The organism is Pseudoalteromonas sp. XMcav2-N, assembly GCF_024124545.1.
GTDB lineage: Bacteria > Pseudomonadota > Gammaproteobacteria > Enterobacterales > Alteromonadaceae > Pseudoalteromonas.
Genome location: NZ_JAMXSF010000002.1, coordinates 303,328 through 316,627, shown reverse-complemented (window position 1 = coordinate 316,627; position 13,300 = coordinate 303,328). Strand labels below are relative to the sequence as shown.

The window sequence follows — 13,300 nt, the reverse complement described above, 5'->3', positions numbered from 1 at the left end:
TTAAAAGGAGTTTAAAGATGTCCTGGATGTCTCAAATGCTTTTCCTCAGTACTTTGATTGCTGTCGGCCTGTCTTGGAAAGCACTAACAAGAGGTTTGAAAAAAGACCCTTACAGTATGCATTTCATCATTCCACTCTTCTTATCGGTTGCCATTATCCTTATTGAGTACTTTGATAAGTTTGGATTTGACCCCAACAACAGAAATATCAAGGACTGGGTAGATGGTGCTGTGTACCTAAACAATATGCTAACTCCTATATTGTTGTTGGCCACGATCTATCTGCTATACCGTACGTGGCTAACAAGCAAACAAGAACTAGCCCAGACTCAGGATATTCTGAGAAAAAAAGAAGATTTAGAACTTTTGAGGTCAAGGATACAACTGTTGAACAAAAATCTCGATGTAACGCCTTCAGCCTATTTAGACTTTAAGGCTAGTGTGCAAGTTTTAAAAAACAACAGTGAAACAAACGAATCCGGTTTTTTGGATGATTTACATTCGGTAATAAACAGGGTTAGAGGCATACTGCTAAAAGATTCGGCGAAGCCGTTGAGATTAGATGCGCACAATACCTTTGATGAGCTTATAGTCTTAAGCGCATCAGTTGGGAATAAGGCTCCAACATTTAGAGATATTTTCAGTATGCAGTCTAAGCACCACGCAACTGCTTATTTAAGACTTATGAAATCAGGCCTGGGAGATAGAAAAGAAGAGGATATAAAGAGGATCCTTAACAACCTAGTCTTGCTCCTCTATAAAGAAACATATTTTTCGGTGGTCAAAGAATACAAAGAGCGAAATGAAGTAAGCGACCCAAGTAAATATCAAGATATGTTGGTAGCTGAGATGGCTGCAAATGTAAGACAACTAATTGAAAATTCTGATTACGAAGATGTACTTTCCAAAGAATATCAGTTTCATTTTACTTCGGTAGAGTTCGAAGGGTTAAAAGCTCTTGCCGACTCCAATCCCTTGTAAAACGTTTGACACCAAGAACTCAGCTCCATAATTTTGTACTCGCTCCCACAGTAAACGACGAGCGATGAAAAACTATGGAGCAATTGCCCCTACCAAAACCGCCTAAATTTTGCGTATTCCGGTTGAAACCGAACAGCCAGGTGCTTGTTAGCAAGGCCAACAACGCGTCAAAGGTCTGTGACCTTGAAGGCGCGAACCGAGAATTTGAACTCGAACTAACCAATGTCCGTGAGGATGACGCATTAGCCCTGGATGCGTTCCTGGCCGAATTCCGTGGTCAGCTGGGCAAGTTTGTCATGCAAGACTTCAAATCTAGAAAAAGCCCTGCTGTTGACCGAACTTGTGACAACCCAAACCTGTCGCTTGTATCGCTAACATTAGCACTAAAAACAAGCCATTAACCTACTTACTGAGGTGCCCGCCCTGCTTCACCAAAATAACAATTATGCAAAATGTTAAATTATACTGTATACAATATAATCTTGCTGATGTAAGTTACACAAAGCTTTCGTAACGTTCAAAAATCCACTGTATCTTTATGGTTTGAAGTTAGGTGGCTGATATAAATGCACTTTTATGCAGTTCAAGGAAAATAACATAGTACCAATAAAGGTACTTGCAACAACGCTACAAGTTAACTTAAGGGATAAGAAAACAGGTTCTTAACATCCATATGTTAACAAATAAAAACAACAGGAGAACACTATGCCTTTTTCTAAACGTGTGTTGGCAAAAACACCGACCAGAAAAACACTCAGCCAGGCTACGGCTATTTTGCTGACTACGCTGTCCCCCGTCTCTGTATTTGCAGGCGAGCCTGTCAAGGTAAAACAAACTGAACTTGATAGTAGGATACAATCCGTATTTGCGAATTCCACCAGCCATAAACATGCAGGACAGATCTGTGGTACCGACCACAATTCGCAGGATTGGTCTGCTATCCAGAAAGAGAATTTCAGACAACGGTCTTTGAGCTCTAGTTTTGCAACGCACATTATGTCTGAGCTTGCGAGCCAGGACGATCTTGCAGCAGAAAATGGCAATGGTGTTCCCGGACGTTACTATATTCCTGTGGTAGTGCATATTTATGGCGACAGATACAACTGTGAAACAGGCACCTACTGCTTAACTGAGCAAAAAGTCATAGACGGACTGAACAAGTCTAACCAGGATTTCCTGGGTTTAATCACAGATGATGGACCCATTGCGCCTGAGTTTCAGGCAATCAGGCAAAACCTTAACATTGAATTTGTATTGGCAAAAAAAGATCCAAACGGCCAACCAACAAATGGTATTGTCCGCCACCCAGAAAAGGCAGGATATGGTAAAGGCAGTGGCGTTGACGATCAAATTTCAGCTGATGCCTGGGACAACTTTAAGTATATGAATATCTATATTCAGCAAGACTTATATGATGATGGGTCTACCAATAACTCCGGCGTAGCCTGGTATCCGCAATTGAGTATGTCTCAAAATGGCTTGTCACGGGTTGTTTATAATGGTGATTATGTTGGCGCTAACACCAATGAAAACTTCCGCTCTGTTTTGACCCATGAATTTGGTCACTGGCTAAACCTGCCCCATACCTTTGATGGCGATGTCTGTACAATTCATTCTGAGGCTTTTTGTAATGCGACTGGCGACGGCTCGTGCGATACGCCGCAAATGAGTAGCAGCATATTACAGAACAACGCAAAAAACTGCCTGGGTCAGCCCACGAACACAGAAAACTTTATGCACTACTCTGATAACTATGCCATGTTCACCAGTGATCAGGTAGACAGAATGACCGCTGCCCTTCATGGGCCTGCAAGGGCAACGCTTTGGTCTAATGCAAACCTAATCGCCACTGGCCTTGATGAATATACCAGCAATGCTGATCATCCATGGGATGGCACGTCCGGCGCGGTTACGCCGCCAAAGGGCGATGTTATTCAGTCATTCACTAATTTGTCGGGACAAAAAGGTGAAGTAGATAATTACGAGGTCTCGGTGCCTGAAGGTACTCAGGCCGTCGCCTTTTATTTAGACGGTTACGATGAAGATCCTGATATGTATGTATCTAAGGGCAAAGCACCGGTTAAAAATGGCGACAACTGGGACGCTGATTTTATCTCATTCAGAAGTGCAGGCTCTCCGGAGCTGGTGACGATTTCTGCTCCATCCAGTACAGTGCCCTATCACACTGCAATTGACGCTTTTAGTGCTTATTCAAATGCGACGCTTAGTGTCATTTCTGGCACTGACAATACGCTGTGCAATGGCTGTGAGCGCGTATTCTTAGCCGAGATTAATAACCTGGAGTCTGTTAAAGGTGCCGATCCAAAAACCTATCAGTTTGAAATTCCATCTGACGCTGTACGCACGGTTGCGGTAATGCCTGGCGGGTATCAGGGTGATCCAGATGCCTATGTTAGTATGAACTCAGTGCCAACGGCTGATAACCATGACTGCGGGCCATTCAGTGCGCCAAGACACAGCGAGTACTGCGAATTTGCAGCTGGCGGTGGCCAGTTAAATATCATGGTTGACCCTTTCCTAGAGTATAGCGGCGCCTCGTTAGTTGTTTATTATGAACGAGCTGGTGACTCTGGCTTACCCATCGCACAAGCCAATGGCCCTTATAGCACCACTATTGGCGAGTCTATTCAGTTTAGCAGTGCAGGCTCAAACGATGCTAACGGAAGTATTGTTAGTTATTACTGGGAATTTGGTGATGGTAACACCTCCACCGCTGCAAGCCCTGTGCATACCTACCAAAACGCAGAGGTATATACAGTGAAACTGACCGTAACAGATAATGACGGTAACACGGCAACAGATACTGCAACTGCTGAGGTGAAATCAGAACTTGTCGCCCCTACTGCACTAGCCAATGGCCCCTACTCTGCCATGTCAGGACAAGCCGTCGCCTTCAGCAGTGCAGGTTCTGAAGATCCGGATGGCAATATTGTTACTTACCAGTGGGAGTTTGGCGACGGCAACTCAAGCAATGAGCAGAACCCAAGCCATACCTACACTCAGACTGGCGACTATTTGGCAACTTTAACAGTGACAGATAACGATGGACTGAGTAACAGCGCGCAAGCCGCCGTAAGCATTTCCGGCATTGAATACTGTTCAGCCAGTGGCAACACCCGATATGAATGGATCGCAAATGTACAAAATGGATCGTTTAGCAACCCTTCTCAGGCAGACGGATATGGTGATTTTTCTAATCAGACTATTAAGCTTACAGAGGGATCTAACCTGTTTACCTTTACGCCAGGCGGAAGTTACACCGAGCATTGGGTTGCCTGGATAGATTTTAATAACAATGGTCAGTTCGAAGAAACTGAGCAGGTTATGTCAGACGTGTCTGGTAAAGGCGAAGTGACAGGCTCAATTAATGTTCCTGCAAATATGGTGGGTTCTAAAGCGAGATTACGTATTGCTATGAAGTACAACGGCGCTGCTGCCAGTGCCTGTGGCTCGGTAGGTGATGGAGAAGTTGAGGACTATACCGTTGAGATCATGCCCAAAGATACCAGTGGCTCGGTACCTGATGCATGTGCGACTCAGCAGCCAGTAACCGGCGGTCGACTGGTGGCGGGCGAAGCGGCCTGTCTGGGAGGAGACGGTACTTTATGGTTATCTATTGGAGATATTACCTCTACACAAAGCCTGGCTATTACAACAGCGCATGGCAGTGGAAGTCTGAACATTTTGTACAAAAATGGTGGCTGGCCAAGTGATAACGATAAGGACGCACAATCTAATTCTGGTGGCACATCGGAATGCATTCAAATCGCAGCTGGAAGCGAGTATTGGTCTTACCTAAAGATCTCTGGTAATGCAGAAAACACCAGCATAATTGTCGACTTTGACGCACAGCAATGTCGTAAACAGTAGTCGATAACAAGCTTAAGCCAAAAAGCAGCACCTGAAAAGTGCGCTGATTTTTGGCTATTACTCTTTTCTAAGGTGTTTTTGCAGGAACATATCTGTGTTCACAAAGTTAAAAGAAAACTGCCCGCCCATAACTCAAGATAGTCAGAATTTACAAAACCTACTGGAACTTCTTAATGCAGATCATGTGTTTATTAAAGGGCCAAAGAGGTGTGAATTACTCATAATTTATCACTAGTTGTTTACATTCATTTACATGAAAAATATATCATAACAACTCCAATAATCGTGAATTAAATATTACAAAACAACTAGCTGTGTGAAATCTGCTCAACGCTTATAACCCAAATTACATGCATTATAAGTAAACGGAATTTAAATTAAAAGTAACTGCGTGTTTACATTCAAGTGCCTTCTGTACGCGTTGCTGAACGGAAGGAACAACAACTAAATCTAGGGAAAAACTATTATGACAACTAATAATTTAAAAATTGGTGCCGTTGCGCTGGCTATTTCAGGCATGTTCGCCGCAACTCAAGCTGCGGCAAATAACGCTGAAGCGTTCAATAGCGTTGCAAGTATGGCGCAGTTGAGCCAGAAAATTGAAGGCCAAAACACCGCAGGCACGCAGTTTATCATTAAATACAAGGACAATAGCAATCAGCTTATGTCCATCTCTGAGGCCGAGATGTCTCCGGCGATGATGAATTCGCGAGCACAAACTTTTGTTAAGAGCTTCAAGAGCAAAAAGAAAGCGTCGTTACAAACTAAATATGTCCGTCAAATGGCATTGAGCAATCACCACGTTATGCGCGTTGACCAAACGCTTTCTGCGGCTGATGCGCATAGTCTGATGCAGGAAATGGTCGAGACAGGCAATATTGAATACATCGAAATCGACCAGATGTTGCAACCTTTCGCTACCCCTAATGATCCACAGTACTCAAGCCAGTGGCACTATTTTGAGTCTGCTGGTGGTATCAACGCACCTGCTGCGTGGGATAAGGCAACGGGTAATGGTGTGGTAGTGGCTGTACTGGATACTGGTTACCGCCCTCACTCAGATCTGAACGCAAACATCCTGCAAGGTTACGACATGATCTCCAACTTGTCAGTAGCAAACGACGGCGGTGGTCGTGACAGTGATGCACGTGACCCGGGTGATGCAGTATCTGCCAATGAATGCGGCTATACACATAGTGCTCGCAGCTCTAGCTGGCACGGTACACATGTTGCGGGAACGGTCGCGGCGGTTTCAAACAACGGTCAGGGTGTGGCTGGTGTCGCTTATGACGCCAAAATTGTACCTGTACGTGTACTAGGTAAATGTGGCGGTCTGACTTCTGATATCGCAGACGGTATCATCTGGGCATCAGGTGGTTCAGTATCAGGCGTACCATCTAACGCAAACCCGGCTGATGTCATCAACATGAGCTTAGGTGGTAGCGGTGCATGTAGCTCAACGACACAGAGCGCTATTAACACGGCGCGTGCTAACGGTACGACCATCGTAATTGCAGCGGGTAACGACAACTCAAATTCTGCCAATTTCAATCCGGGTAACTGCTCCGGCATCATCAATGTTGCTTCTGTAGGTCGTAACGGTGGCCGCGCTTATTACTCAAACTACGGTTCAAACATCGACGTTGCAGCACCAGGTGGCGCGCAAAGCTTTGCCAATGACCCGGAAGGTATTTTGTCTACTTACAACTCTGGTAGTAACGGACCTTCAAGTGATAGCTATGCATACTCTCAAGGTACGTCAATGGCGGCACCTCATGTTGCAGGTGTAGCGGCCCTTATCAAGCAAGCTAAACCCTCAGCAAGCCCGGACGAAGTTGAAAGTATCTTGAAGAGTACTGCTCGTAGCTTCCCTGCCACATGTAGCAGTTGTGGTAGCGGTATCATTGATGCTTCAGCCGCGGTTGATGCAGCATTAAATGGCACCGGTGGTAATGAGTTGCAAGATGGTGTAACCAAATCCAGCCTGAGTGGTGGTTCGGGCAGTGAAACCTTTTACACATTTAATGTTGGTAATGGGGTAAGCAAAGTGACGTTTACAATGAGCGGTGGCTCAGGCGATGCTGACCTGTATGTACGTGCAAACGCGCAGCCAACTCGTACGACTTATGACTGTCGTCCTTATAAAAATGGCAATAACGAGGTGTGTACGGTTAATAACCCATCGGCAGGCACGTTCCATATCATGTTACGAGGCTACTCGTCGTATAGTGGCGTTAGTCTTAAAGCCCAAACAAACTAAGCTTTTGCTGTAAGCCGGTTGACCTTTCTCCTGGCTTACATTTAGTTTATCTATAACCTATTCAGTTAAAGCTGAATTATCGATTGGGCATTGTGTTACCTTTAGCGCACTGCCCTTTTTATTTTTCCTTTTAGATACATGGCGAGTTAACGCCCTCATCTTTCTTATTCATGGGTAACGTGCACCTATACAAACAATCTCACAAATGGCTCCATTTTGATTCTCACTCATCAAAAAATTAACCCTTAGTGAAATTAAAACGGGCTTGTCCGGTCTTCTTGGTACATCCATTTGCATAGGACCATTATGTCACACTCAATAAATTATAAGGTGATTGCTTTTGCCGTTGCCCTAAGCCTGATGTTACTCGGTAGCTCGTTTATTCTTGGGGGGAATATTGGTTATGTAGAAAAAGCCCTGGGTTTTTACTCGCTCAACGATTTATATTCAATGCAGAGTCTTAGTCAGGTATTTGGGCTATTTTTCTTAATTACGGGTATAAGCGTTGGCGCAGCGCTTTTTATAACTCAGTTACGCAGACCGCAATTTGCTTTGCTCGTTGTATTGAGTGGTATTATGTTGCTAACCCTGTTCGACGCTGGTCGCTGGATTGCAGCACACGGCGGGTTTCCGGTTATTGGTTCAGGTCAGGGGATTATTAAGTATTTTGCTCTGTTACCTTTGGCACTTTATTTATGTTTCACTAAGCGGATCTCAGCACGCCAGCATGCGATATTAAATTATATTCCCGTGGCTATTGTACTTTTCTGGATTGGTGGAATGAAGTTTCTAGAATTGGAAGCCAAGGCCATAGTGCCTTTGGTCGAAACCTCCCCGTTTATGGCATGGCTTTATCAGGTGTTCACAATCCAGCAAGCGTCAGATTTAATCGGTGTTTATGACCTGGGATTTGCAATACTACTTGGTGCCGGCATTTGGCTTGGCAGACGTAATCTGGTTTTGATTGGTATAGTCGGTACAGGTGCTGTATTTATTATGACACAGACATTTTTGTTCACAGCCGATGGTGGGTTTTCACCGACTACTCTGATAGACGGGTTGGGGTTATTCATAATCAAAGATCTCTGGTTCATTTGTAATCTTGCCATCATCTTCGAGTACACTCGCGAATTGCATGCTTCGAAAGCAGAAAATTAAGGCTTAAGTGCTCGCTGCGGATAACGCGCGAGCTCGGTTTTCCGTTGCAATCTTGCTGAGCTTAGTTCAGAATAAAACACTGTTTATATAATCAGTGTTATACACATACAATGACGCCATTAGTTGATACGCTTAAGCAGCTCAGGTACTTAGTCGCACATCTTGAGGACAATACACTCGAGACAGAATACCCAGATATTGCCAACTTTCTAACCAGTGAGGTCTTTGATCCACATTGTTGTAAAAACGATCTGGCGTTTCTATATCAATTTTTGTATGTATATGGCCGCAAGTCAGAAGCCACATTTAATCGATTTCGTAATGAAATAGAGCGCTTTTATCTGTGGTCCTGGACAATAAAAAAAGCCTCTGTATTTGATCTGAAACGTGAAGACATTGAGGCATATGTTGAGTTCGTCGTTGAGACCAGTGACGCCTGGGTTGCTCAATCAGTGCAATGGCGTTTTAAGGATAGCAATGGTTTAAGGGTTGTGAATTCAAACTGGCGACCCTTTGTTTATAAGGCTAATGGGGTGAGTCAGCAAACACTCGCATCAATGTTCACCGCATTAAATGTGTTTTATAAGTTTGCCATTTTGGAAGAAAAATCATTCGCTAACTTTGTTCCTGTGGTGAAAAAGAACTGTCCTTATCTCGTCGTACAGTCACAAATTAAGATGCCAGACACACTGAGTGACCTGCAGTGGGAATATGTGTTTGGTGTTACAAAAGACCGGTGTGAAAAGGACCCTAAGCTTGAAAGAAACCTGTTCACATTAGCTTGTTTAAAAGGCTTATATTTAAGGATATCCGAATTGTCTGACCGCCCGCAATGGGCACCTGTAATGAGTCATTTCTGGCAAGACCAAGATGGTTTTTGGTTTTTGCGTATTATGGGCAAAGGAAACAAGCTTCGAGATGTCACATTAAGCGAAGAATTCATCGAGTATTTAAAGCGTTATCGTTTAAGCAGAGGGCTGACTTCCTTACCTCGCGTCGATGAACCCCACCCAATTATTCACAAGCTTCGCGGTAGCGGAGGTATGAATGTAAGACAAATTCGCAGAATCGTGCAGGAAAGTTTTGATCTGGCAATTAAAAAGCTCAACGAGGATGGATTTCACGAGGAAGCTGAAAACTTACAAGCAGCTACATCGCATTGGCTTCGCCACACAGGTGCCACGCACGATGCGCAGCACCGCCCTCTTAAACATTTATCCGAAGATCTGGGCCATTCAAAAATAGCGACGACCGATCAGATATATATCCAGACTAATATTAAGGAAAGAGCCAAGTCTGGGATAAAACGTAAATTGTAGATCTCTTTTTTATTCTTAATACCACGAAAGCCTAATGATTTATTTGAGCATCATTGGGTATCGTTGTTACTTCATGAAAATCGAATAGAGCTCGCTTACAGTCTAATAAAACACGAATCCATATTGAAATGTGATTCGTTCATATCGGCTTTGTGAAACAGGCGTTTAAACTCAGTATAAAAAATATCTCTTCAGCAAAGCTAAAGTCCTGATTCGAATTACCTGTGTTTTCAAAGAGCGTATCTGAATCGCTTATTTCAGTACTAAAAAAGGAAGCTCTGTAAACCCTGGCCCTTGTTCACACCACTATAGTTTAAATCCTCCAATCTCTTGAATTTAGAAGCGTAGTGGAACACATCATACCATTTAGCGCGATGCTACTCCCGCAACATTATTCCCGTTGATCTCAAAAAACAGTCAAATGAAGTCGTGATTTTTAAATTATGTTAAATTGAGGTTTGATAAGAAAATCAGTGATAGAGTGTAAGTAAAATCGAAAAGTAGCGACACAAATACGTATCGCTACCATCTTTTGTATTAAAGACTCTTTGCAATGTACTCTATCGGATGCATTGGTTTTTTATTCTCGTAACGCTTAACCTGGCAACGACAAGAAAAGCCCGTAGCCAGTACTGTTTCTTCTGCCATATTACTCGTGTGTTTTTGCCACGACATTTCATATAATGATCTTGAGTTGTGCTGATGATCGGTTTCATGGCCATAAGTGCCAGCCATTCCGCAACATCCTGTTGCTGGAGTCTCCAAGTTCACACCAAGATGCTCAAAGATATCTTTCCAAACAGTTTTGCTTTCAGGCATAGCACTGGTCTCTGTGCAATGACTAAGTAACTTGACAACGGAGTTGCCGTTTACGTTTGACAACTTCCCAACTGAACTCCAGTCCTGAGTTGACAGCCACTCATGCGCAAGGTGAACTGTAAATGCTAATTTGTCTTCATTCAGGATCTTGAGATATTCGTCTCTGTAACACAGTACCAAAGAGGCATCTAATCCTACGAGTGGGCGGCCATAACTGGCAATACGTGACAAAAACTCAGTCGCAGACTTAGCTGTTGATTTGAATTCTTTTAAAAACCCTTTTACATGTTGAGCTTTACCGTTTGGAACAAATGGTAAGAGCACTGGCTTTTTACCGAGTTTAGTAATTACTTGCATAAATGCTTCTACTAACTCAGCTTCGTAGAAACTGGTAAACGGATCCTGAACGATAAAAATAATATCGGACATTTGTTCTTTTGACAGTGTAGAAAACTTTTTTTCGTCGTACTTATACTCACTGTTGGTGCGTTTGTCTAAAGTTGGGGCGCTTAACGTTGGCGTATCTACATAACCTACAATATTTTTCAATGCTGATTTGACAGGAGCAAAATTCACAACAAAGTTAGTAAGTCTTGGCAGCTTAGCCATCAGAGGCGTTGTTTGTTCCACATTTGCAACAAGGTGATCCTTTAATGGACGGTTGTATCTACTGTAATATAGATTTAGGAAGCGAGCCCGAAAACTTGGCACATCAACTTTAATCGGACATGCAGTGGTACACGCCTTACAAGCAAGACATTCATCCATTGATTCTTTAACTTCATGTGAAAAGTCATAGATGCCCTGTTGTTTCTTTCGGTTGTTTCTAAAACGCTCCCACCAGGTGGTATCGTTTTCTTTTTCTATCAGCGTTTTCTCTGAAGATAGTAAATCAACCCCCTGCTCTTCCTGAAGACGAAACCACTCTCGTATCAGAGAAGCTCTGCCTTTAGGTGAGTGACGGCGATCTTTGGTCACTTTATATGACGGGCACATGGGAGAGGCTTCATCATAATTAAAGCAAAGTCCATTACCATTGCAGTTCATCGCATTTTCGAAACTTTCTTTGACTTCAATATTGATAGCTCTATCAAACCATGCACGTTTCTGGTCATCAACACTGACCAGACTATCATTACACTCTAGCGGCGTGCAGATTTTTCCCGGGTTCAGGCGATTATTCTTATCAAACACTGATTTTATTTTTCTAAGTTCAGTAAAAAGTACGTCACCAAAAAAAGCCGGACCATATTCGCTTCGATATCCCTTACCATGCTCGCCCCACATGAGCCCACGATACTTAGCGGTCAATGCAACGACTTGATCTGATATTTCACGCAACAATTTTTCTTGTTCAGGATCGCACATGTCTAAAGCGGGTCGAACATGTAGTACGCCGGCATCCACATGGCCAAACATGCCATAGTGCAAACCTTTACTGTCCAACAGTGCCCTGAACTCTAAAATAAATTCTGCAAGATTTTCTGGTGGTACAGCGGTATCTTCTGCAAAAGCAAGTGGCTTCTGTTTTCCTTTAGTGTTACCCAACAAGCCCACTGCTTTTTTACGCATAGCGTATATTTTTAGTATATCGGCTTTATCATTAGTAAGTTGATAGCCAACAACACCCGCTTCTCGGTTGGTGATAAGTTGTTCAAGCTGATTGCATAACGAAGAAACCTTTCCTTCGATTTCTTCTGGGGTCTCGCCATTAAACTCAACCATGTTGAGGCCCTGAACCTCAACTCCTGGAACATCCGAGATTAAGTCCGATACTGAATGCCAAATGATGTCTTGCTTGGCTAGATTCAAAACTTTACTGTCTACTGTTTCTACGGAAGTTGCATTTGCTGCAACTAAGAAAGGTGAGTTCCTCAAAGCAGACTCAAAAGAATCGTATTTGATATTGATGAGTGTTTTGTACGGCTGTATGCGGGTTACGTTCAGTTTCGCTTCGGTAACTATGCCTAACGACCCTTCAGATCCTGTGATTACACGGCTTAAATCAAATGTGGTCATCTCATCGTCAAAGACATTTTCGAGATCATAGCCCGTGAGGAATCTATTAAGTCTCGGAAATTTCTCAAGGACAAGTTCTCTGTTTTCCCGGCAGCTAGTTAATACTGTCTTATATATTTCACCAACTCTGTTAGTCTGCTCAGCTAGAAGTTCCGCTTTTTCAAGTTCAAGTTTATTGGTGTTGAGCTCAGTGCCATCTACAAGTATGGTTTTAAGTTCCAGTACGTGATCGCTGGTCTTACCGTAGACCAGAGAGCCCTGACCAGAAGCATCGGTATTAATCATGCCACCAATAGTCGCGCGATTACTGGTTGATAGATCTGGCGCAAAAAAGAATCCGTAAGGCTTCAGGAAATCATTCAATTGATCTTTTATGACGCCAGTTTGTACTCGTACCCAGCCTTCTTCTTCATTTATTTCAAGAATTTCTCGCATGTAACGAGAGAGATCGACCACTATCCCAGGTGTAAGAGATTGCCCGTTAGTACCTGTTCCTCCCCCTCTGGGTCCAAAGCTTAAAGACAAAAAAGGGTCCAGAGATGCTACTTGCATTGCAACTTGTACATCTTTGGTATTTTTAGGGTAGATAACGGCTTGAGGTATTTCTTGATAGATACTGTTATCAGTAGCAGTGACTATACGGGTCGCATAACTTGTATCTGTATCCCCGCTAAAGCCTTGGCCGCAAATTTTACTGATGTAGTCATTTAATAATGTGTTGGCAGAATTCTGCTGGGTAATTTCGGCAATCATGACGGTAATAATTTATTGCTTTGGCATTATTGTATCATGTTGAGTCTCGTTAAAAATCTGGAATTTTTTGTTTTGTTACACTTTGAAAAGGATCAAAGCAG

The 13,300-nt window shown here is 43.2% G+C and carries 7 protein-coding genes; 6 read left to right on the top strand and 1 reads right to left on the bottom strand.

Annotated features, from left to right (window positions below; genetic code table 11):
• The first annotated feature begins 17 nt into the window (after positions 1-17).
• The 6 genes from NH568_RS04175 (at position 18) to NH568_RS04150 (ending at position 9,608) form a co-directional block, all read left to right on the top strand.
• Entirely contained in the window at positions 18-980 is a 963-nt protein-coding gene (locus NH568_RS04175; protein ID WP_253044721.1) for a hypothetical protein, read from the top strand.
• Between the two features lie 140 nt (positions 981-1,120).
• Positions 1,121-1,381: a hypothetical protein gene (locus NH568_RS04170; RefSeq protein ID WP_253044720.1), complete on the top strand. Its 261-nt coding sequence runs from the start codon at positions 1,121-1,123 to the stop codon at positions 1,379-1,381.
• A gap of 304 nt (positions 1,382-1,685) precedes the next feature.
• On the top strand, positions 1,686-4,871 hold the full coding sequence (locus NH568_RS04165; RefSeq protein ID WP_253044719.1) for a M43 family zinc metalloprotease: 3,186 nt from the start codon (positions 1,686-1,688) through the stop codon (positions 4,869-4,871).
• A gap of 466 nt (positions 4,872-5,337) precedes the next feature.
• Positions 5,338-7,131: a S8 family peptidase gene (locus NH568_RS04160; RefSeq protein WP_253044718.1), complete on the top strand. Its 1,794-nt coding sequence runs from the start codon at positions 5,338-5,340 to the stop codon at positions 7,129-7,131.
• A gap of 306 nt (positions 7,132-7,437) precedes the next feature.
• The gene (locus NH568_RS04155) at positions 7,438-8,289 is read left to right on the top strand and encodes a DUF417 family protein (protein WP_253044717.1); all 852 of its coding nucleotides are present in this window, start codon (positions 7,438-7,440) and stop codon (positions 8,287-8,289) included.
• A gap of 110 nt (positions 8,290-8,399) precedes the next feature.
• A complete protein-coding gene (locus NH568_RS04150) occupies positions 8,400-9,608 on the top strand; it encodes a tyrosine-type recombinase/integrase (RefSeq protein WP_253044716.1) in 1,209 nt (402 codons plus the stop codon).
• 537 nt (positions 9,609-10,145) lie between these two features.
• Here NH568_RS04150 and NH568_RS04145 read toward each other — a convergent pair.
• Positions 10,146-13,199, bottom strand: coding sequence for an FAD-binding and (Fe-S)-binding domain-containing protein (locus tag NH568_RS04145; protein WP_253044715.1), 3,054 nt, complete (start codon positions 13,197-13,199; stop codon positions 10,146-10,148).
• Positions 13,200-13,300 lie beyond the last annotated feature (101 nt).

Excerpts from the sequence above, each read along its gene's own strand:
- NH568_RS04175 (WP_253044721.1), top strand. The coding sequence starts at position 18 with ATGTCCTGGATGTCTCAAATGCTTTTCCTCAGTACTTTGATTGCTGTC.
- NH568_RS04165 (WP_253044719.1), top strand. The coding sequence starts at position 1,686 with ATGCCTTTTTCTAAACGTGTGTTGGCAAAAACACCGACCAGAAAAACA.
- NH568_RS04160 (WP_253044718.1), top strand. The coding sequence starts at position 5,338 with ATGACAACTAATAATTTAAAAATTGGTGCCGTTGCGCTGGCTATTTCA.
- NH568_RS04155 (WP_253044717.1), top strand. The coding sequence starts at position 7,438 with ATGTCACACTCAATAAATTATAAGGTGATTGCTTTTGCCGTTGCCCTA.
- NH568_RS04150 (WP_253044716.1), top strand. The coding sequence starts at position 8,400 with ATGACGCCATTAGTTGATACGCTTAAGCAGCTCAGGTACTTAGTCGCA.
- NH568_RS04145 (WP_253044715.1), bottom strand. The coding sequence starts at position 13,199 with ATGATTGCCGAAATTACCCAGCAGAATTCTGCCAACACATTATTAAAT.